General features: G+C 66.4%; 24 protein-coding genes. 6 read left to right on the top strand and 18 right to left on the bottom strand.

Annotation, left to right across the window (positions count from 1 at the left end):
* Positions 1 to 76 precede the first annotated feature (76 nt).
* Both ACZ1DY_RS18795 and ACZ1DY_RS18790 read left to right on the top strand, forming a co-directional pair.
* Positions 77 to 2,497, top strand: coding sequence for an FtsX-like permease family protein (locus ACZ1DY_RS18795; RefSeq protein ID WP_465485134.1), 2,421 nt, complete (start codon positions 77 to 79; stop codon positions 2,495 to 2,497).
* A 151-nt stretch (positions 2,498 to 2,648) separates the two neighbouring features.
* Positions 2,649 to 2,798, top strand: coding sequence for a 4Fe-4S dicluster domain-containing protein (locus ACZ1DY_RS18790; RefSeq protein WP_465485133.1), 150 nt, complete (start codon positions 2,649 to 2,651; stop codon positions 2,796 to 2,798).
* Positions 2,799 to 2,849: 51 nt separating this feature from the next.
* On the opposite strand, the gene ACZ1DY_RS18785 is transcribed toward ACZ1DY_RS18790, so the two are convergent.
* The 18 genes from ACZ1DY_RS18785 to ACZ1DY_RS18700 all read right to left on the bottom strand — a co-directional run bounded on the left by ACZ1DY_RS18785 (position 2,850) and on the right by ACZ1DY_RS18700 (position 17,021).
* Positions 2,850 to 3,173 (bottom strand): hypothetical protein, encoded by a 324-nt coding sequence (locus ACZ1DY_RS18785; RefSeq protein ID WP_465485132.1) that lies wholly within the window; start codon positions 3,171 to 3,173, stop codon positions 2,850 to 2,852.
* Between the two features lie 243 nt (positions 3,174 to 3,416).
* A complete protein-coding gene (locus ACZ1DY_RS18780) occupies positions 3,417 to 4,619 on the bottom strand; it encodes a cytochrome P450 (RefSeq protein ID WP_465485131.1) in 1,203 nt (400 codons plus the stop codon).
* A gap of 23 nt (positions 4,620 to 4,642) precedes the next feature.
* Entirely contained in the window at positions 4,643 to 5,668 is a 1,026-nt protein-coding gene (locus ACZ1DY_RS18775) for an LLM class flavin-dependent oxidoreductase (RefSeq protein WP_465485130.1), read from the bottom strand.
* A gap of 29 nt (positions 5,669 to 5,697) precedes the next feature.
* Positions 5,698 to 6,162 carry an anthrone oxygenase family protein gene (locus ACZ1DY_RS18770; protein ID WP_465485129.1) on the bottom strand — a complete coding sequence of 155 codons (465 nt, stop codon included), beginning with the start codon at positions 6,160 to 6,162 and terminating at the stop codon, positions 5,698 to 5,700.
* Positions 6,162 to 6,539, bottom strand: a complete 378-nt coding sequence (locus ACZ1DY_RS18765) for a SchA/CurD-like domain-containing protein (RefSeq protein WP_465485128.1) — start codon at positions 6,537 to 6,539, stop codon at positions 6,162 to 6,164. The genes ACZ1DY_RS18770 and ACZ1DY_RS18765 overlap by 1 nt, the downstream gene beginning before the upstream one ends.
* Before the next feature lie 22 nt (positions 6,540 to 6,561).
* A complete protein-coding gene (locus ACZ1DY_RS18760; RefSeq protein WP_465485127.1) occupies positions 6,562 to 7,971 on the bottom strand; it encodes an acetyl-CoA carboxylase biotin carboxylase subunit in 1,410 nt (469 codons plus the stop codon).
* On the bottom strand, positions 7,968 to 8,492 hold the full coding sequence (locus tag ACZ1DY_RS18755; protein WP_465485126.1) for an acetyl-CoA carboxylase biotin carboxyl carrier protein: 525 nt from the start codon (positions 8,490 to 8,492) through the stop codon (positions 7,968 to 7,970). The genes ACZ1DY_RS18760 and ACZ1DY_RS18755 overlap by 4 nt, the downstream gene beginning before the upstream one ends.
* The gene (gene accD / locus ACZ1DY_RS18750; RefSeq protein WP_465485125.1) at positions 8,489 to 10,204 is read right to left on the bottom strand and encodes an acetyl-CoA carboxylase, carboxyltransferase subunit beta; all 1,716 of its coding nucleotides are present in this window, start codon (positions 10,202 to 10,204) and stop codon (positions 8,489 to 8,491) included. The genes ACZ1DY_RS18755 and accD overlap by 4 nt, the downstream gene beginning before the upstream one ends.
* A 199-nt stretch (positions 10,205 to 10,403) precedes the next feature.
* On the bottom strand, positions 10,404 to 10,706 hold the full coding sequence (locus tag ACZ1DY_RS18745; RefSeq protein WP_465485124.1) for an antibiotic biosynthesis monooxygenase family protein: 303 nt from the start codon (positions 10,704 to 10,706) through the stop codon (positions 10,404 to 10,406).
* Positions 10,703 to 11,050: an antibiotic biosynthesis monooxygenase family protein gene (locus ACZ1DY_RS18740; RefSeq protein ID WP_465485123.1), complete on the bottom strand. Its 348-nt coding sequence runs from the start codon at positions 11,048 to 11,050 to the stop codon at positions 10,703 to 10,705. Before ACZ1DY_RS18740 ends, ACZ1DY_RS18745 begins: the two co-directional genes overlap by 4 nt.
* Positions 11,047 to 11,799, bottom strand: coding sequence for an SDR family NAD(P)-dependent oxidoreductase (locus ACZ1DY_RS18735; RefSeq protein WP_465485122.1), 753 nt, complete (start codon positions 11,797 to 11,799; stop codon positions 11,047 to 11,049). The genes ACZ1DY_RS18740 and ACZ1DY_RS18735 overlap by 4 nt, the downstream gene beginning before the upstream one ends.
* Before the next feature lie 35 nt (positions 11,800 to 11,834).
* Positions 11,835 to 12,296, bottom strand: a complete 462-nt coding sequence (locus tag ACZ1DY_RS18730; protein ID WP_465485121.1) for an anthrone oxygenase family protein — start codon at positions 12,294 to 12,296, stop codon at positions 11,835 to 11,837.
* Between the two features lie 27 nt (positions 12,297 to 12,323).
* Positions 12,324 to 12,791, bottom strand: a complete 468-nt coding sequence (locus ACZ1DY_RS18725; RefSeq protein WP_465485120.1) for an SRPBCC family protein — start codon at positions 12,789 to 12,791, stop codon at positions 12,324 to 12,326.
* 1 nt (position 12,792) lies between these two features.
* Positions 12,793 to 13,056 (bottom strand): acyl carrier protein, encoded by a 264-nt coding sequence (locus ACZ1DY_RS18720; RefSeq protein WP_465485119.1) that lies wholly within the window; start codon positions 13,054 to 13,056, stop codon positions 12,793 to 12,795.
* Between the two features lie 12 nt (positions 13,057 to 13,068).
* Positions 13,069 to 14,325 (bottom strand): ketosynthase chain-length factor, encoded by a 1,257-nt coding sequence (locus ACZ1DY_RS18715; protein WP_465485118.1) that lies wholly within the window; start codon positions 14,323 to 14,325, stop codon positions 13,069 to 13,071.
* Between the two features lie 111 nt (positions 14,326 to 14,436).
* Complete coding sequence (locus ACZ1DY_RS18710; protein WP_465485117.1) at positions 14,437 to 14,814, bottom strand: SchA/CurD-like domain-containing protein; 378 nt, start codon at positions 14,812 to 14,814, stop codon at positions 14,437 to 14,439.
* The gene (locus tag ACZ1DY_RS18705; protein WP_465485116.1) at positions 14,814 to 15,557 is read right to left on the bottom strand and encodes an SDR family NAD(P)-dependent oxidoreductase; all 744 of its coding nucleotides are present in this window, start codon (positions 15,555 to 15,557) and stop codon (positions 14,814 to 14,816) included. Before ACZ1DY_RS18705 ends, ACZ1DY_RS18710 begins: the two co-directional genes overlap by 1 nt.
* Before the next feature lie 48 nt (positions 15,558 to 15,605).
* A complete protein-coding gene (locus ACZ1DY_RS18700; protein ID WP_465485115.1) occupies positions 15,606 to 17,021 on the bottom strand; it encodes a peptide MFS transporter in 1,416 nt (471 codons plus the stop codon).
* A gap of 120 nt (positions 17,022 to 17,141) precedes the next feature.
* On the opposite strand from ACZ1DY_RS18700, the gene ACZ1DY_RS18695 reads away from it, so the two are divergent.
* The 4 genes from ACZ1DY_RS18695 (at position 17,142) to ACZ1DY_RS18680 (ending at position 20,018) form a co-directional block, all read left to right on the top strand.
* Complete coding sequence (locus ACZ1DY_RS18695; RefSeq protein ID WP_465485114.1) at positions 17,142 to 17,918, top strand: SDR family NAD(P)-dependent oxidoreductase; 777 nt, start codon at positions 17,142 to 17,144, stop codon at positions 17,916 to 17,918.
* Positions 17,919 to 18,007: 89 nt separating this feature from the next.
* Positions 18,008 to 18,343 carry a TcmI family type II polyketide cyclase gene (locus tag ACZ1DY_RS18690; protein WP_465485113.1) on the top strand — a complete coding sequence of 112 codons (336 nt, stop codon included), beginning with the start codon at positions 18,008 to 18,010 and terminating at the stop codon, positions 18,341 to 18,343.
* Complete coding sequence (locus ACZ1DY_RS18685) at positions 18,340 to 18,768, top strand: cupin domain-containing protein (RefSeq protein WP_465485112.1); 429 nt, start codon at positions 18,340 to 18,342, stop codon at positions 18,766 to 18,768. Before ACZ1DY_RS18690 ends, ACZ1DY_RS18685 begins: the two co-directional genes overlap by 4 nt.
* Positions 18,765 to 20,018, top strand: coding sequence for a beta-ketoacyl-[acyl-carrier-protein] synthase family protein (locus tag ACZ1DY_RS18680; RefSeq protein ID WP_465485111.1), 1,254 nt, complete (start codon positions 18,765 to 18,767; stop codon positions 20,016 to 20,018). Before ACZ1DY_RS18685 ends, ACZ1DY_RS18680 begins: the two co-directional genes overlap by 4 nt.
* The last annotated feature ends 421 nt before the right edge of the window (positions 20,019 to 20,439 follow it).

The following is a 20,439-nucleotide window of genomic DNA, read 5'->3' as shown; positions in this document are numbered from 1 at the left end:
GGGAAACTGGTCCCGCCTGGCACTCACCTTCATCACCGTGCTCTTGGGCGCGACCTTCGTGTCAGGAGCACTGGTCGTGAGCACGAGCCTGTCCGAGGGGCAGCAGCCGTTGAGGGACGGTTTGGACGCCTTGGTCACGCCGCTGGGCCGTGGTGTGGGCGAAGACGAGGCGCAGCTCAGCCAAGGTGGGCAGAACCGGGTATTGCTCGACGAGGGACAGCGGGCGACGCTGGCCGGGCTTCCCGGCGTCGCCGCCGCGACCGGGATCGTGGAGGGTTACTCCGCGGTAGCGGGCGCGGACGGCAGGGTACTGGTGTCCCAAGGCTTCGAAGTCAGGATGACCGGCAGCAACTGGACCGGGACGGACCGGATGTCGCTGGTCACCGGCCGCGCCCCGGTCGGGCAGGCCGAGGTGGTTCTCGCGGAGTCCGTCGCCACCGATGGCGGTATCGCCGTCGGCGACACGACGACCGTGCTCTACGCCGGCGGCAAGCTCCAGGCCGCGGTGGTGGGCGTCTACGACTACCACCCCCATGGCCGGGAAGCCGGCTCCTCCCCCACCGTGGCGTTCGACACCGCGACCGCGCAGCGACTGCTGCTGCGTTCTGGAAGCTTCACCAGCGTGGAGGTCACCGCGACGCCCGGAACACCGGAGAGCTCGCTGATGACGGCCGTCTCGGCGGCCGCGCCCGCCGGTTTCGCCACCGTCGACCGGACCGAACTCAGCGCCACACTTCGCGCGGCGACTTCGGAGATCACCTCGGCGCTGTCCGCCACCGTGCTGGCCTTCACCGGGATCGCACTGGTCGTCGGGATCACGTTGATCGTGAACACCTTCTCGATGCTGGTGGCCCGTCGCGGGCGTGAGCTGGCACTGCTGCGCGCGGTCGGCGCGACCCGTCGGCAGGTCCGGCGATCTGTGCTCCTGGAAGCCGCCGTGATGGGAGTGCTCGGTTCGGTGACCGGCCTGGTCATCGGCAGCCTGCTTGCCCTTCCGGTGGTGTCCTACGCGGCGGAGCTGAACCCCGCCCTCGACGGCGGCGTGGTGATCGGCCTATCCGCGGTACTGGGGACGCTCCTGGTCGGGACGGGTACCACGGTGGTGGCGGCCTGGCTGCCGGCGCGCCGTGCGGCGTCGGTACCTCCGGTCGCAGCGCTGGGCGGTGAACAGCTGGAGGAGGAAAAAGGATCTCGGTGGCTGCTGTGGTCCGGGCTCGCGATGGCGAGCCTTTCACTTCTCCTGCTGATCGTCGCCACGGTCGGCGAGGGCACCGCGAGCCGGGCGTCCGGCATGCTCGGGGCACTCGGGCTGTTGCTGAGCGCGGTGATCTGTGCCCGCTGGCTGAGCGGACCGGTCATCGGCCTGCTCAGCAAGCCACTGCGCCGCGGGACGCTCGGCGGGATGGCGGTCCGCAACACCTTGCGCAGTCCCCGGCGGACGGCCGCGACAGCGACGGCGTTGACGATCGGCGTGGCCATCGCCATCGGCATCACCATCTTCTCCACGACCATCTCGACGATCAGTGAACGAGATCTCGGTGGCGCCTTTGTCGGCAGGACCGTCGTCACCAACGTCGCCGGCGGTCAGATCGGCGAGGACACCCGGCGGCTGGTGCAGGCGGTGCCGTCCGTGACCGCGGTCAGCACGTTGCGCACCGACCAGGTTCTCCTCGACGGCAAGGAAACTCGCGCGGGCAGCATCGACGTCTCCGCTCTCGGCCGCACCATCGACGTGAAACTCGAGCAAGGCGGCACCGCGGATCTGACGCGGGGTGTGTTCGTCGCCAAGCCGGTCGCCGAGGAGCAGGGCTGGTCGCTCGGACAGCGGGTGACCCTGAGCTCGGCCGGCGGTGGCAGCACTCCGGTCGAGATCACCGGGATCTTCGCCGAAGCGACCGTCCTGGGGCAGGTCGTCTTGCCACCCGCGCTGGCCGACGTGCATTTCCGGCCGGGTGATGGCAACCCCATGGTGGTGGCGACGGCGCCGGGCACCGACGGGGCCGCTACGGAAGAAGCCTTGCGGCAAGCACTCGCCGTCCGCTCCGATCTCGCCGTCATGAGCGCACCGGAGTACGTGCGCAGCCGTATCAGCGAGGTGGACGTGTACCTCGGTGCCGTCACGGGACTGCTGGGGCTGTCCGTGTTGATCGCCTTCTTGGGCATCATCAACACCTTGTCGCTCTCGGTACTGGAGCGAGGACGGGAATTGGGGCTGCTCCGCGCGACCGGGATGACCCGGCGACAGATCCGCGGGCTCATCCGGGTCGAATCCGTGTTGATCGCCGCGCTGGGCGGGGTGATCGGAATGGTGGTCGGCGTCGTACTCGGCGCGATGATGCAGAACTTCATCTTGTCGCGAGGAGTCTTCGACCTCGTGGTGCCACCGACGATTCTGCTGGCACTGCTCGGGATCTCGCTGGGTGGCTTGCTGGCCGCCGCGTGGCCGGCCCGCCGGGCGGCACGGGTGAACGTGATACGCGCCATCACCGTCGACTGACGGTGCGTCCGGACGAGTTCGCGTCGCGAACCGAAATCAGTTGAGGAGCGGTCCTGTGACCTATGTGATTACCAGTCCGTGCACCGACGTCAAAGACCGGTCGTGCGTGAACGTGTGCCCTGTCGACTGTATCCACGACTCAGGAGCGCAGATGGTGATCGACCCGGTGGAATGCATCGACTGCGGCGCTTGTGTACCGGAATGCCCAGTGGAGGCGATCTTCTTCGAGGCCGACGTGCCGGACGGCGAGCAAGAATCTGTTGCTCGTGCCGAGTCGTTCTTCGGCCAAGGGGCCGGATAGCGAAACCACTTCCGGACGGGCGGTTCGCACGCCCGTCCGGAAGCCGCCGGCTCAATAGCGCTCGGCGGTCACAGTCGTCTCCGAGACCCGCACTATCTGCCCATCGGCGTCCACTGCCGTACCGGTCCCATGCGAGGTGAATGTGTCCCCCGACGTGAGCCTTCCTTCGTGGTCCACGTGCACGTCGAAAGCGAACACGTTGTCGTCGTCGAACGCCTGCTCGCGGAAGGTGAACCGGAACCCCTCCCTGGTCCGCCTCCATTTTCCGATCCCGGTGGTCTGGCTGCCGGTGTTGGTCTGGATGAGCAGCCCCTCGGCGGTGAAGGCGAACAAGCCGCGTTCGTTCCGCGTCCCGTCCGCGAAAGTCACTCGCACCGCCCAAGTCCCTTCCGGACTCTGCGGGCGGGTTCTCAGATCAGTGTCGGCTTCCGCGCCTCTCGCCGGCGCCAGATCCTCTTCCTGAGTGGACATATCCCCTCCGTGATCGCTGGTGGTAATGGTTTGTGCCCCTGCATGGCCCAATTTAGCAAGGCGCCGACGACTCGGGCGCACTTTGAGGGTTTTCAGGAACTTGAACCAACCGGCCGGAGGAGTACGTGATTCACTGACGGTTTCGTGTCACCAACGCACCGGCAAACTCGCCAGCGCGCGGGCCGTCAGTCCGGTCTTGAGTTCGACCTCCGCCGGCGCCACCGCCAGGCGGAGCGTGTCCGGGATATTGCGCAAAAGTGCGTAAAGAGCCTCTTGCATCTCCAGTCTCGCCAGTTGCGCACCGAGGCAGTGGTGGATTCCGTAGCCGAAGGCCATATGCGGATTGTGCGGCCGAGCCAAATCGACACGGTCCGGCCGGTCGAATACCTCGGTATCGTGGTTGGCCGAACCGAGCGCGGCCAGCACGGCGTCTCCGGCGCGGATCGTGACGTCGCCCAGCCGAACGTGCTCGAGTGCCACCCTCAGCTGAGTACCGGTCAACGCGAAAATGTTGTGCCGCAGTAGTTCTTCTACAGCGCTCGGAACGAGGTCGGGCTGGGCGTACAGTCGCGCCAACAGCTCGGGCAGGCGAAGTAGGGTGAACAGCGCGGTACTCAGCGTGCTCGCGGTACTCATATGGCCGACAGTGATCAAGATCAGCGCGAAGCTGACCAACTCGGTCTCGGACAGTTTGTCCTGCTCGTCACGAGCGGCGATCAGGACGCTGAGCAGGTCGTCGGCCGGGTGAGCGCGCTTTTCCGCGACCAACTCGACGAGGAACCGCTCGATACTCGCTCGCGCCGCCGTCACCTCGTCGCGAGAGTGCGAGGACAGGCTGAAGATCACGTCTGTCCAGCCGTGCAGCGTCCCGAAATCCGAATAGGGCACACCGAGCAGTTCGAAGATGACTTTGCTCGGCAGTGCGGCGGTGAACTGCCCGAGCAGGTCGGCGGGCCGAGGGCCACTCGCCACCTTGATCATCAGGTCGTTCGCGAGCTCCTCGACCCTGGGCCGCAATGCCTCGATCCGGCGGGTCGTGAAGGCAGGAGCGACCAGCCGGCGCAGCCTGGTGTGATCGGGCGGGTCCATACCCAGAATGGTTTCTGGGCCAGGACTGGTGTTCCCCATCCGCGGACCGCCCGGCAGTTCGGCGGCCGCGCGGCTGAACCTGGCGTCCGCCAGCACCTTGCGGACGTCGGCGTACCGAGTGACCAGCCAGGCCCGGTCCCCGGACGGCAGGGTCACCTTGGCGACAGGTTGCCGCGCACGCAACAGAGCGAACTCGGCGGGAAGCGTGAACTCGGGTGGCTGCGAGAACGGGAACGTGAGCCCGGTGAGTTCCGTGGACATGGCGCACTCCTTAACGAAGGCGGTCAGGCGAGCCCTGCGCGGTCCAGCGCTTCCGCGGCGACACGCAAGATGGACTGTTGTTCCTCGATCGTGCGCGCGAACGGCGACAAGGCCAATGTGGTCACTCCCGCCTCGGCGTACGCGGTCATCTTTTCCGCGATACGTTCGCGGGGCCCGAGCAAGGCCGTCGCGTCGATGAACCCGAATGGCACGGCCGCGGCGGCACCTGCGTGATCACCGGCTTCATACCGGTCGTGCACCTCATCGGCCTCGTTCGGGTACCCCATGGTTTTCATCAGGCTGTGGTAGAAGCTGTGTTGCTTGCTACCGAGGCTGACGAACCGCGCGATGTAGTGCCGGACGGCGTCCGCCGCCTCCTCCGGCGACCGGCCGGCGACGACGGGTACTGAGGGAGCGACCTCGAATCCCTTGTATCGCAGCCCCGCCTTGTCCCGCCCGGATCGGATATGGGAAAGCGATTCGGCGATGCGGTCCGGTGAACAGAACACACCGAACCAGCCATCGGCGACCTCGCCCGCGAGTTCGAGACTGTGTGGGCCGATTGCCGCCAGGTAGATCGGTACGGCCGCAGCGTGCGACGAGCCGAATTGGTGAAAGGGTTCGCCTCGTGCATCCGGAAGCGGCAGTTCGTTGAGTTCGCCTCGATAGTGCACGGGATCGTCGTTCAACGCGAGCCGTACGATCTCGATGTACTCCCTGGTACGGCGCAGCGGGCGATCGAATCGGACACCGTGCCACCCCTCGGAGATATGCGCGTTGGAGACCCCGAGTCCCAGCCGGACACGCCCAGGGGCCAAGGTCTCCAAAGTGGACGCCGTCATCGCGGTCATCACCGCCGATCGCGCGGGAATCTGGAGCACGCCGGCTGCGAGACCGATCCGCTCGGTTCGCCCGGCCAGCATCCCGAGCACGCTGATCGCGTCCGTACGGTACCCCTCGGGAACGAACGCGACGTCGTAGCCGAGCCGTTCCGCGGCCGACGCCACTGCCGGTGCGCCGTTCGGCGCGATGTTCACCCCGAGCTTCAACGGATTTCCTCCAAACGCGTCAGTGGTGATCAGGCGATGGTGACAGCGACGGCGGTACACATCAGTGCGAGCATCGCCAGCGTGGTGCGCAGGAAATGCCATCGCCGCCACAGGGGCCTCGGATCATGCCAGTCGTCGGGCATCCGATCCGGATCCAATTCCCTTGTCTGCCGGTTGATCGGCACGTTGCACCAATGGGAGACCACGGACACCCCGATCAGCGCGACAGCGGCGCCGCCGAACAGGAGAACTGCGGCCATTCCCGGCATCAGTACTGCGAGCACGATTTCGATCAGGGTCGAGCCCAGCACCAGCACCGGCATGGTGGGGTCCCAATTGCGCCCGAGCAGTTTCTGCGCGTAGACGTAGCGGCTGGGTGGCATCGCGACCAACGCGGGCAAGGTGCTCAGAGCGACTGCGAACAGCACACCTGCCACCGTTCCGCTGCCCATCAGGGCCAGCACGCTGAGCAGGTCGGCCACCGTGGCGCTCATCAGGGGACGTCTGGCTTGTCGGCCGAGAGTTGGGAAATGCAGCGCATAGTGCTCCTCTCGAAGGTCTTGGTGAATCCTTCGACCGATCCCGTGTCTCTCGGCCGGGCGAGGTATGGCTTGAGCTTGCGCTCGACCTCGCGCACTCCAGGCTGAGTCGCCATGAATCGTGCGATGTCGGCGAGTTCGCCCTCATATTCGACGAACCGCACCATGATGTCGTTCTCGATGAACACAGCGGTGGACAAGATGCGTCCGACTTCGTTGCCGTCGGCGTCGAGCACCACTGGCGAACCGGTGCGCTTGAAGTCGGCGAAGATCTCGGCGATCTGCTCTTCGCAACCAGCCTTGATACCGTATCTGATCGCGGTGATGGGCATTGTGGACTCCTTTGTTCGAGGGTCAACTCGCCGACATGACGGACACGTCGGTCATTCGGTCCAGCAACGAAGTGTCGTGAGTGCCTTCACGAAAGGACGGGTTCCGGATGATCTCGCGAAGCGCGTCCCTCGTGGTGCGGATGCCAGGACCATCGATCCGGAACTCTGCCAGCGCGCGGTCCATCCTGGCGAGCGCCTGTGCCCGATCCGGTGCCCACACGATCACCTTGGCCAGCAAGGAATCGTAGTCCGGCGGAACGCGCCAGCCGGGGTAGGCGTGCGTATCGACCCGGACGAACGGGCCGGCGGGCGGAGAGAACTCGATGAGCTTGCCGGGACAGGGGGCGAAGTTCCGGCTGGGGTCCTCCGCGTTGATCCGGCACTCCACCGCGACGCCACGCGGTTTCACGTCTTCTTGCCGAAGGGAGAGCGGTAGTCCCGCCGCGACGAGGATTTGTTCACGGACGAGATCGATACCGGTCACCATTTCCGTCACCGGATGCTCGACCTGGATACGCGAGTTGACCTCCATGAAAGCCGCCTCCTCACCGGAGACGAGGAACTCGAAGGTGCCCGCGCCGGTGTAGCCGACCGCTCGCGCCCCGCGGGCCGTGGCTTCGGCGAGTATTTCGGACAGCCCTGCGGCCAACTCAGGTGCGGGGCTCTCTTCGACGAGCTTCTGGTGGCGCCGCTGCACCGAGCAGTCCCGCTCGCCGAGGCAGACGACGTTGCCATGCTCGTCGGCGAGCAACTGGATCTCGACATGTCTGGCGTTTTCCCAGAAACGTTCCAGGTACACCCGCTCGTCGCCGAACACCGCCCGTGCGGTCGCCCTGGTCGACCGGTAGGTCGGCAGCAACTCCGCCCACTCCCGGACGATCGCCATGCCGCGGCCGCCCCCGCCCGCTGATGCCTTGATGATCAACGGCAGGCCGATTCGCCGCGCCTCGGCCAGGACCTCGGCCGAGCTGTTCACCGGCTTCGTCGTCCCGGGGAGCAGCGGCAGGCCTGCCTCGCTCATCAGGCGCCTGGCCAAGGACTTGTCCCCCAGCCTGGCCATGACCTCGGGCCGCGGACCGACGAAGACGAGCCCGTTACTCACGCAGATCTCCGCGAAATCCGGGTCTTCGGACAGAAAGCCGTAACCAGGATGAACCGCTTGCGCCCCGGTCCGCAATGCGACCTCGATCAGCGCGGGTGGATACAGATAGCTCTGTTTGGCCGCACCCGGGCCGATCTGGACCGCCTCGTCTGCGGCGAGCACGGCGGCCGATTCCTTGTCGACCGTGGAGTGCGCGACCACCGTGCGGATGCCCATCTCGCGGCAGGTCCGAACCACCCGGAGGGCGATTTCACCACGATTGGCCACCAAGAGAGTGTCGAAGACGGGTTCGGTACGCCGTTTCCCGACCGGCCGCGGCTGCGGGCTCATTCCGGCGCCTCGGGTTCGATGGCGATCAGCGCTTGGTCGTACTCGACCGGCTCGGCGTCGGCGACGAGGATCCGCGTCACCCGCCCCGCCCTGTCCGCGACGATCGGGTTCATCAGCTTCATCGCCTCCACGATCGCCACCTGTCGGCCGCGTTCGATCACATCACCGACGACCACGAACGGCTTGGCACCGGGTTCCGGCGCGAGGTAGCAGGTGCCGACCACCGGCGTGCGTATCGTCGGAGTTTCGGTCGGAGGTGGCGCCGCGGCGGGCTTCGCCGGCTCCGCGACGGAAGGTGGCCGCCCGGCTTCGACGGCCGGCCATTCCACATCGATGGTCGCGCTGCCCAACCGCACCGTCGCGCGCTTCGGCACCCGCTCGGTCGTAGTGACGATCTCGGCCAAGCTGCGGCAGAGGATCTCCATCGCGTCCTCGGCGCCGAGCTTGAGCATTTCGGTCTCGATCCCCAGCACATCCGACAGATCCCGGCTCGCAGTGAACTCGGGATGCCTTTCGATCATTTCACCGTCTCCCTGGTCTTCGGCCGGACTTCGGCCGAGCCGAATCGCCGGAACCGTGCACGTCTCGCCGCCACCAGGTCGTCACCGTTCCGCCCGTGCAGTTCACGTAGCGCGCAGACCACTGCATCACGTACTAACGCACTCGCGGCCACTGGATCCCGGTGCGCGCCACCCTGCGGCTCGGGCACCACTCCGTCCACCACCCCCAGGGACAGCAGCGACTTCGCCCCCACCTGCAGCGCCTCGGCGGCGGCGGACACAGCGGCCGTGGCAGAGCTGCGCCACAGGATGGCGGCACAACCCTCAGGGCTGATTACCGAGTACGTGGCGTTCTCGCACAACAGGACGCGGTCCGCGACGGCCAGCGCCAGCGCGCCGCCACTGCCGCCCTCCCCGGTGATCACGGTGACCACCGGCACCGGGAGCCCACCCATGACCCGCAAGCATTCGGCGATCGCGTTCGACTGCCCGGTCCGCTCTGCCTCCGGCCCCGGATGGGCGCCGGGGGTGTCGACCAGGGTGACCACCGGTATTCCCAGTTTGGCGGCCAGCCGCATCAAACGGATCGCCTTGCGGTAGCCGGCCGGGGACGGCATCCCGAAATCGCGCCGCACGAGCTCTTCGGTGGTACGGCCTTTCTGGTGGCCGATCACCATCACCGGCAAACCGTTGAGCTCAGCAAGCCCGCCCACGATCGCGGGGCTGTCCTGCCCAGCGCGATCCCCATGCAGTTCTACGAAACCGTCGGTCCAGTTCGCGAGATGATCGAGTGTGGTCGGCCTGCCGAGGACGCGGGCACGCCGGACCACCTCGTCGATGGCCAGGGAAGACAGGGTTTCCGGGTCTCGCAGCACAGGGTCTGGTACACCGTCACTCCAACCGTCCGCAGGCGGAGCCGCCGCGCCCACCAGGATCGCCAGCAGCTGCGGTAGTTCCTTCCGAGGCGAGACGCCGTCGATCAAGCCGTGCTCGAACAGGAACTCGGCGGTCTGGAACGACTCGGGGAGGCTCTCCCGGATGGTCTGCTCGATGACCCTGCGCCCGGCGAACCCCATCCTCGCGCCGGGTTCGGCGACGATCACGTCCGACAGGGTCGCGAATGACGCCGCCACCCCGCCGAAGGTCGGATCAGTGACGAGGGTGATGGTCAACAGGCCCGCTTCGTCGAGGGCGGCCATGGCGTTGCTGGTTCTCGCCATCTGCATCAGGGAGAGAGCCCCCTCCTGCATCCGCGCCCCGCCAGAAGCCGTGATCACGAGCAGGGGCACCCTGCCCGCCAGCGCGGCTTCCGCGGCGGTCACGATCGCCTCTCCCGCGGCCGAGCCGAGACTGCCGCCGAGGAACCGGAAGTCCATCGCCGCCACGACGAGCGGGCGACCGCTCAAGGTCGCCGACACCACCTGGACCGCGTCCTCCAGCCCGGTTTCCCGCCGGGCGCGGTCCAACCGTTCTGTGTAGGGCACCAGGTCGGTGAAGGCCAGGGGATCGTGTACCGCCGCCGCGGGTTTCAACGGCCTGGCCGATCCGGGATCCAGCAACGAATCGAGCCGATCGCGCACCGTCAGTCTGCTGTGCCAGCCACAGCCGGGGCAGACCTTGCCCGACCGCGTGAAGCGTTTGCCGTACAACAGCATCCGGCACCGTGCGCAGGACACCCACTCGGGTTCCGGCTCCCGCTGTACGCTGTCGGTGGCATCCATGGTCGCCGTCATGAGGTCCTTCCCTCCTTGGAGACCTTGGCCGATGACGGATGATCGCGGTCATCGGACGGGGGTAGGAGTCCGCCCATGCAGCCGCCCAGGGCTCCCAGCGACCACACCAACATCCCGCCTGCCCTGGTCCACGCCCGGCGGGATCGCTGTTCCTGTTCGCGGTGCTCGGGTACGGGTGACCGCATGACGGCTCTCCTGCTCAGTAGGTGGCTCGCACCTGGTAGATGTCGAACGGCCTGGACAATCGCGTGTCGCGGAATGGACGCAAGGGTGCGGTCTGGGCCCGATGCTCCGGTCCGCGCTCCCACTCCGCGAAGGCGGTGACATCAGTCCACGAACTGACCACCACGAACCCGCTCGGGTCCGAAGTGGACCGAAGCAGCTCGTTGCCGAGCAGTCCGGGAACCCCGGCCAGCCGGGCACTGGCCTCGTGGTAGGCGTCCTCGATCCGGTCCGGCTCCTCGGCCGCGTGGTAAAGGAGGACCCGCAATCCGCCGCTCACCGCGCTCGTTCCCAGTCGTGATGGGACTCGGTGCTCGCCGTGCCCGGCAGGTACGCCACCACGCGCATCGTGGTCATCGAGCCGCCGGAGCGGAACGGGTGCAGCTTCCGCCGATGCTCCAGATGGCGGTCGCTGGTCTCGAACTCACGGAACAGTGCCTCACTCACCCAATCGCTGACGATGTAGTAGACGCCTTCGTCTTCGGACCGGGACAACCACTGTCCGAGGTTGGCGGGGTGGGATGTCACGGAATCGCCTATCTCCAGCCAAACCCGCTCGAAGTCGCCTTCGGCGCCGGGATTGATCTGCATCCGCAGCATCACGCGGAAGACGTCGCCCGTCATGAGATCCCCCCGTCCACCGGGATGACGCCACCGGTCACATACCTGGCCAGATCGCTGGCCAGGAATCGCACCACGTCGCTGACCTCCTCCGGGGAACCGAGCCTGCCGAGCGAAGTCTTCTCCGAGTAACGCGTGACCATCGCGTCGCGCTGCTCGGCAGGCAGAGCCTCCAAGGCCTCCGTGTGGATCATGCCCAGCGACAGGACGTTGAACCGGATTCCCCGCGGGCCGAACTCCCGCGCCAGCGTGCGGTTCAGGCCGTGCAACGCCGCCTTGGTGGCGGTGTAGTGCGCCCGCAACGGAATGCCGACCTCGATGGACTTCGAGCTGATCCCGATGACCGAGCCGCCGGCGGTGAGTAGCGGCAACGCCTGCTGGACGACCAGGTGTACCGCGGTCAGGTTGGTGTCGACGATGCGCTGCCATTCGGCGACATCCAGTTCCAGGTACGGAACGTGGCTGATCGCGGCGGCGTTGTTGACCACGATGTCCAGCCTGCCCGACCGCGACTTGCATTCGCCGAGCAGATCGGCGACCTGCGCGGGATCAGCGAGGTCCGCCGGCAACACGTGGTGCGCGCCGCCGATCTCCTTGAGTTCCCGTTCGAGCGAGGCGGCCGCTTCCTTGTCCTGTCGGAAGCAGGTGACGACGTCGACGCCGTCCCTCGCGAGAGCCAGCACGATGCCGCGGCCCACTCCCCGGGTTCCCCCGGTGACGAGAGCCTTCTTGCCTTTCAAACCGAGATCCATCTTCCCCTCCGCGTCCTGATCGGATCGATGATCTTTCACAACAGCAGCCCCACCGCGACGCAGTTGGCCAGCAGCGCCGACGTCGCCGACACGGTCCTGGCACGGTTCCAGCCACCCCAGTGCCGTCGCGGATCCCTTTCCGCGAAGTCGTCCGGCAGGTTCTCGGGATCCAGCGTGCGAATCCACTTGTTGACCGGAACGTTCTTCGCCAAGGAGATGAGGACCGTACCCGCGGCCAGTAGGCCTGCCGTACCGAACAGCAGCTGGGCGCCTGCCCGATCCGCCGCCAGTGCGAGCACCCCATCGCCGAGCACCGTGCCGAGGAAGCAGAGCGGCATGAACGGGTCATAGCGTGTCGAGAAGAACCCGTGCGCTTGCACATAGCGCGCGGCCGGCAACGTATCGAGCAACGGCCAGCCACCGAGCTGAGTGCCGACCAGCACTCCCGCCGCCAACCCGTTCGCGAGCAGGACCACCGGGATCACGATCTCGAGCACCGCGCACCTCCAGCCGGCGTGTCCGGGTCAGCCGACGGCGGCACTGGCGCGTGCAGCCGCTTCGACCTTGTCCTTGATCAACCGCATCTGCACCGGGGTGTTGCGGTCCAGTCGCTCACGCATCGCCTCGTCACCGACCGGTGCCTGCGGCTTCATCTCGAAGTCCTGCACCCAGCGCATGCGGACGCCCCGCTCGGTCTCGAGGTACTCCCAGAAGATCCACATGTACTTGAACGGACCGGTTTCCACCCGCTGAGAACGCACCGTCCTGGTCGCCGCGTCCGGTGTCCTCGCCGAAACCCAGCTCCACACCTTCCCGTTCTCGTCCGGATGCAACGAAAGCCGGAACACGACGGTCTCACCACGTTGTTCCAGGATGGTCGCCTCCGAATACTCACTCAAGAGCCGCGTCCACGATTCGATGTCATTGGTCATTTCCCAGACCAGGTCCATGGGCGCGTCGATGACGATCTCGTTCTCGGTGTGCCCTGCCATTTCAGATCCTCGCCTCAACGAACTGGGCATTGATGAATTCGACGGCCTTCGCCGGCGTGGGCATCTCCGCCATCGCGGAATCCGGAATCGAAAAGCCGTAGCGGCGCTCCACCTGCCTGGCGAACTCCAGTACGGCCAGGGAGTCGTAGCCGAGGTCACCGAACTCGACATCGGCGATGTCACCGTTCAGATCGACTTCCTCGTCGACTCCCCCGCTCGCGCGCAGGATCTCTTTCAATTCCTCGAAGGTGAATCTGTCCGTCATCTTCACGTCCTTTCACTGTTCACTGCGCCTTGGCCTGGGGAGATCCGTGAGTACGAGCGCCGAGTTGAAGCCACCGTGACCGCGCGCGAGGACCAACGCGGTACGTACCCTCCCGTCCCGGGGCTGGTTGGTCACCAGATCGAGATCGCAACCGGGCGCCTGCCGGGTCGGGCCGACCGTGTGCGGGATGACGCCGTCCCTGATCGCGAGGAGCGCCGTAGCTACGTCCAACGAGGCACCTCCGCCGTACAGCCGTCCGGTCAAGGTCTTCGGTGCTGTCACCGGCACCCCACGCGAACCGAAGACCGCGCTGATGGCCTGGGCTTCGGAAAGATCGTCCGCCCGCACGCCCGCGGCATCGGCGAAAACGACATCCACCTCCTCCGGATTGACACGCGCGTCCACGAGTGCCCGCTCGATCGTGCGCCGGAGCGCCGGCGGTCGTGCCGACCCCCGAGGGGGATCGAAACCGGCGGCGTGGCCCGCTATCGCGCCGTAGCCGGATCCCTTGTCGCGGTCCTGAGCACTCCGCACGCTTTCCACTATCAGGATGGCTCCGCCTTCGCCCGGCAAATAGCCGCTCGCTTCGGCGTCGAATGGCAGGTAGGCGCGGTTCTGATCATCCACAGTGGAGAGCTTTCCGTTCGAAAGCTGAGCGACCAGGCCATAGGGGCAAAGAGAAGCGTCGGTGCCACCACTGACCACCAAACGAGAACCACCGTGGACGAGCCTGCGGGCCTGGTTCAACGCGTCCAGGCCACCTGCCTGTTCACAGCACAGCACGCCGCTGGGACCACGCATGCCGAAGCGGATGGAGATCTGTCCCGTGGTCGCCGCGTAGAACCAGGCGATCGACTGATAGGCCCCGACACCCGACGGACCGTCGAGATACAGGCGCTCCATCTCGTGCTGGCCGAACTCGGTGCCGCCGGACGAACTCGCGGTGACGACGGCCATCTCGTAGTCGGAAAGCTCCGCGGGTCGCACGTCGGCGTCGGCCAGTGCCGCTTCGGCCGCGGCGAGACCCAGGTGGGTCCAGCGATCCGTCTGTGGGATCAGCCTGCCGGGTACTCGCTCTTCGGCGAGGAAGTTCGGCAGCTGCCCGGCAAATCGGACCGGATAGTTCGAAGGGTCGAACCGGGTGATCCTGGTGACGCCGGATTTGCCCGCCAGAACCGATTGCCAGTGTTCCGCAACGCCGATACCCGTCGGCGCCACCACACCGATACCCGTTATGACCGGGCTGGTGGCCGCACCAGATGCGTTCATCGAAAGACCTTCCCGAATATCGGTTCCGCGTGTTTCCATCGCCTTCTCAAGACTGGTCGGCCTGCCTGGAAACTCCCTCCAAGCCCGCTGAACGGCCGAAATCGCGAGGTCTCATCCCGCCGCGGGGTGCGACTCCACAGAGAACTGGGAGATGACCTGCATGGTGGCGTCGCGAAAGTAGGCGCCGAAGGCGGCCGGGGTACTCGTGTCCCGTGGCGTCTCGAGATAGGGTGCCAGTTTCTCTTCGATCAGGTGGACACCACGCTGACTCGCCATATGTTCGGCGATCGCGGAGAAGTCACCTTCATAGTGGATCACCCGGACCATCACGTCGTCCTTGATGAACACGGCGGTCCCGAGCAGTCGTCCAGCCTGCCTGTCATCCGCGTCCCGGAACCGGGGATCGTCCACTCGCTGGAAAGCGGCGAAGATCTCGGCGATTTCGGCCTCATGGCCTGGTTTGACCCGATAGGTGATAGCGGCGTACATCAGATCCCTCCATCCACGTTCAAAGTCGCCCCGCTGATGAAACGGGACGTGTCTCCGCTCAGGAAGAGCACAGCGCCGGCGACGTCCTCCGGACCGCACAGCCTGCCGAGCGCGGTCATCCCGGTGATGCGGTCCACGACGGGCGCAGGCAGCCCCGCGCCCGGTTCGGTCTCGGTCAGCCCCGGCGCGACGAGGTTCACGCGGATGCCTTGCGAGCCGAGGTCTTTCGCGAGAGCCCTGGTGAATCCCGTCAGCGCGGTCTTGGAGGCGGAATAGTGCACTCCGCCGACCCGGCCGCGCTGTGCCACCGAAGATCCGACGTTCACCACTGCGCCACCGGCCCCCAGCAGGCTCAGCACTGCCTGGGTGACCAGGTAGGCGGAGGTGACATTGTGGTCGAAGACACGGTGCCATTCCTGTTCCGGAAGCTCCCCGAAAGGCGCCGATCCATCCACTCCGACGTTGTTCACCAGCACGTCGAGTCCGCCGAGCGCATCCGCCGCGGCTGATGCCAGGACGGCCGCTCCCGCACGCGTGGTGACGTCGGCCTGGACCACTCGATGCCCGGCTCCACGCTCCTTGAGTTCCCGGGCCAGGCTCTGCGCGTCTTCATTTTCCGTACGGTGCCCCGCGACGACGGTCGCACCGACGTCGGCGAAGGCCAGCGCGGTGGCCCGCCCGATTCCTTTGCTGCCTCCGGTCAGCAGCACGCGTTTTCCGGATAATCCCTGATCCACCATCATCTCCTTGACTTAGGAACACAGAGGTTCACGGGTTCGCAGTGAGTCGTGTCAGGACAACCCGCGTGCCAGCGCTCGGCGCCCCACCCAGAAGGCGAATCCACACAGGATCGCGACCGAGCCGAGAAGGGAGTAGTAGAGCGGTTCCGGCATGACCGTGCTGAGCCGGACCACGCCACTGCCGAGGCCACCGCCCAAACCGGCGAACAGCCACAGCATCCCCAGCGTTCGTCCCAGAAACCCCGCGGGCAGCACGTCAGCCGCGGCGGAGATCGTCACCGCGGCGATGATCACTTCCCCGCAAGCGTGCGTCAGGTAGACGAGTACCATCCACCAAGGCGAGATCCTGGTGCCGTCGGTGCTCACCAGGGAGGTGGCCACCGACATGACCAGGAAGCCGGCGCCCACCAGAAGCAGGCCGACACTGAACTTGGTGCCGATATTGTGCCGTCCTCCCCAACGCGGCAACGCCGAGGCGATCACCGGCGCCAGCAGGAGAATGAACAGCGGAGTCGCCGCCTGCAACCAGCTCGCGGGCAGAACGAACCCGAGCACGTCGAGGTCGACGTGATCCCGCGCGAACAGGTTCAGGAGCGACGCGGCATGGGCGACGATCATCCAGAACAGCGCGGAACCCAGGTACACGAACAAAAAGAAGGTCAGTCGCCTGCGGTCGTCCGGCTCCAGTGCCGGATCAGCTCGTAGCCGGGCAAAGCAGACGATCGGTGTCACCACGCTGAGCAGGCCGATCAATCCGATCGCTACCACGGCGCTGAGCAGACCCGCCATCGCGAGCCCTGCCAGCACCACCACCGTCGCCGCGGACCAGAGGGCCAGCCGCCGTACCAGCGTCCGGCGTTCCGGCACGTCGAGCGGCCGGATCGCCGTGGCACCGACACCGTGGAACTGGGCGGAGGTCACCCGGAGCTGAATCGTGGTGGCCAGTAGCACCAAGGCGATTGCCAGAAAGGCGAGATGCCAGCTGACCCGCTCGCCGAGGTAACCGGCGATCAACGGTGCGAGCAGCGCCGACACCTGGGAAGCGACGTACATCAGGGAGATGCCGGCCTCCCTGCTCCGGCTGCCACCGAACATCATGTTGATCATCGCCTGGTGGTTCGGCTTGTAGACCGCACCCCCGATCGCCAGCAAGGGCAACGCCACGGCGGCCGGCCATCCGGCTGGAATGGACAGCAGGAGGTAGCCGACGACGTTCACCGCGCAGCCCGCGAGCAGCGCCGTCCGGTTGCCGAGCCAGCGGTCACCCACCCAACCGCCTGCCAGCGACAGCATGAACATCAATCCGATCCATGCCCCGAACAAAGCGGCCGCGTCCGCCATGGCGAGGCCGAGGCCCCCACGCTCCGCCGGAGCCGACGCATACAGCACGAGAATCGCCTGCAGGCCATAAAAACCGAACCGCTCCATCGCATCGCTCGTGAACAATGTCACGTACCAGCGAGGCATTCTCCTCACGCCGAGCGGTCGGTCGTCCCGCGTCCCGCGCTCGGCCCGAGTGGTGGGCACCGCCGCGTCATCCACACCCTGTCCCTCCGCCGTAAGCCATGCGGAGAAAGGGATACCGACGTGGCCTGGGGAATCCCTGGGTTCCTGATCCGCCCCAGTGCTCGACTCCACCGCGGCCCCAGCCGCGTCTCACGTCTCCAGGTCACGGTGTTCCGGACATTCAGTCAGGTAGAGAGGAGCACCATGTCCGAACAACGCACCGCCTTGGTCACCGGAGCCAACCGAGGGCTGGGGCAAGCCGTCGTCGCTGAACTTTCCCGGCGAGGGCTGAGGGTCGTGCCCACCGCACGGCAGGCCGGAGGGAAGAACGGGGCGCAGGTACTGGACGTCACCGACGCCGAGAGCGTAAGAAGGGCTGCGGCGCAGGTCGGCGAAGTCGATGTGCTGATCTGCAACGCGGGTGTCCTGCTCGACGGCGGCACCGATCCGCTGTCGGTGCCGCTGGATCTCGTCGAACGCACCCTGGCGGTGAACCTGCTGGGCGGCTGGCGGGTGGCTCAGACGTTCGTCCCGGGGATGATCAGCAGAGGATGGGGCCGAGTGGTCTTCGTCTCGAGCGGGACCGGAACCTTCGACGGAGGGCTTTTCGCCGGCGCACCCGGTTATTCGGTGTCGAAAACAGCGATCAACGGGCTGACCACGATGTTGGCGGCGCACACAAAGAACACCGGAGTGCTCGTCAACGCGGTGAATCCAGGGCCGACACGGACCAGGATGATGCCGTCGGCGCGGCGATCCGTAACGGAGTCCGCCGACGACATCGTCCATGCCGCAACACTCTCCGACGACGGGCCCTCCGGGACGCTCCTCCGGAACAGGCGACCCGCCCCCTGGTAGCACCCGCGTGTGGAGCACGACTTCAGATGTTCCCCACCGCCGCTGGGAATCATCGGCTGGTCCGCGAAAACCGATCAGAAGGGACGACCGTGCACCGCACCTTGATCGTGGCGAAGCTGCGGACCGACAATCCACAGCAGATCGCCGACGCCTTCGCCGAATCCGACGCTACCGAACTTCCGCACATGATCGGTGTGTCGCGACGAACGCTGTTCACCTTCCATGACCTGTACTTCCATCTCGTCGAAGCCGACGAGGACATCTCGCCCGGCCTGTACCAAGCCCGCAAACACCCGCTGTACCAGAAACTCAACACCACGCTCGCCGAACTGGTCTCGCCGTACGACCCAGGCTGGCAGGAGCCGAAGGACGCGATGGCCGACCCGATCTACGTATGGACCACCGAGAAGGGGCAGACCACGTGACGACGACCCAGCCGACGAAGGTACGCGCCGAGGATGTCGCGTCCAATCGCAAACGCGGTGGTGACATCCGTGTCACCCTGAGTCCGAAGACCGTGGGATCCACCTCGGGTTTCGGCGGCTTGTTGCGGCTCGCCGCCGGTGAGGTGGTCACCGAGCACTACCACCCCTATTCCGAGGAGTTCCTGCACGTCATCACGGGCGATCTCGAGATGAAGTTGGATGGTGAGGCGGTACGGCTCGCCGCGGGGGAATCACTTCTCGTGCCGATCGGCGTGCGCCATCGGCTGGTCAACGTGGGCGAGACCCCGGCACAGGTGGTGTTCCACTTGTCACCACTGGCTCCCAGACCCGACCTCGGCCATGTGGACACCGAAGCACCGGCACATCCGGATCAGCCGGGCCCCGACGTCGGAGCCGCCCGATGAAGAGGACGCCCGTCATCACCGGTATCGGCGTCGTGGCGCCAGGCGCGTTGGGCAGCACCGCGTACTGGGACCTCCTGTCCGGAGGACGGACCGCCACGCGCCCGATCTCTCTGTTCGATGCCGGCGGTTTCCGGTCCCGGATCGCCGCGGAGGCGGACTTCGACCCGGCCGCGGCCGGACTGTCCGCCCAGGAGATTCGGAGGATGGACCGCGCCGCCCAGTTCGCGGTCGTGTCGGCCCGGGAGGCGGTGGGAGACAGCGGGTTGCGCTTGGACGCGCTCGAGCCGGAACGGGTGGCCGTCGCCATCGGCAGCGCGGTCGGCTGCACGATGGGCTTGGAGGAGGAATACGCCGTACTGGCCGACGATGGCAGGCGGTGGCTGGTCGATCACACCTATGGCGTTCCTCATCTCTACGGTTACATGGTTCCGAGCACGCTCGCCGTCGAGGTCGCACAGGACGTGGCTGCCGAGGGGCCTGTGGCACTGATCTCGACGGGGTGCACCTCGGGCCTCGACGCCGTCGGGCACGGAGCGGCGTTGATCCGGGAAGGCTCGGCGGACGTGGTGCTCGCGGGCGCCACCGATGCTCCACTGTCACCGATCACATCCGCTTGTTTCGACGCGATTCGTGCCACGTCGGCGAATAACGACGACCCGGCCCACGCTTCGCGCCCCTTCGACGCACATCGGGACGGGTTCGTCCTTGGAGAGGGAGCCGCCGTCCTGGTTCTCGAGGACAAGACCGAGGCCCGCCGCCGTGGAGCACGAATCTATGCCGAGGTATCGGGTTTCGCCAGCCGCAGCAACGCTTTCCACATGACGGGGCTGAAGCCCGACGGCGTCGAGATGGCCGAGGCGATCACACATGCGCTACGGCAGGCCGAAATCGACCCCACCGACGTCGGATACGTCAACGCGCACGGATCCGGCACGAAACAGAATGACCGCCATGAGACCGCCGCGTTCAAGCGCAGTCTCGGCGCTCACGCGTATCGAATCCCGGTGAGCTCGATCAAGTCGATGATCGGGCACTCTCTCGGGGCCATCGGCTCTCTCGAACTGGCGGCCTGCGCTCTGGCCTTGGACCGTCAGGTCGTTCCTCCGACCGCGAACCTGCACAACGCCGACCCCGAGTGCGACCTCGACTACGTGCCGAACACGGCGAGGGATCACACGATGGACGTGGTGCTGAGCGTGGGCAGCGGATTCGGAGGCTTCCAGAGCGCGGCCGTCCTGACCAGGGTGTGAAGGCCTGCACTGCGCGACGCTGGAAACCTGGGTTTCCGTGCCGATCCACGAAAACGTCTTCCAGCTACTTAATTCCACCTTTGATCCGCCATCGCACAGCATGGGCGGGCCGTGGGCTGCGGCAGGAGTTACCGTTTCCTGGATGATGTCCACCTACCGGGATCGCTCCGACCCGAAGCCACGCTTCGGGTCGCGTGCTTGCGCGGGAAGAACGGTGCTCGTCCGTGGTCGTGGTCACCCGCACTTTGACCATAGAATTGCTACAGCGTCCCGAAAGCGGCGTGGTGACCAAGCATCAAAGCCAGGTCACCTGGAGTGTCGGTTACACATGCCACCGCAACCTTCGCCTGGCGAACGGCCGCAACTGGAGCCCCGATCTACTCGGCCACCTGCTACTTCAGGTTCGACACGTTGCCGGAAC

It is taken from the genome of Amycolatopsis sp. PSD-21, from assembly GCF_055561455.1.
This window is presented reverse-complemented; position numbering and strand designations above follow the sequence as displayed.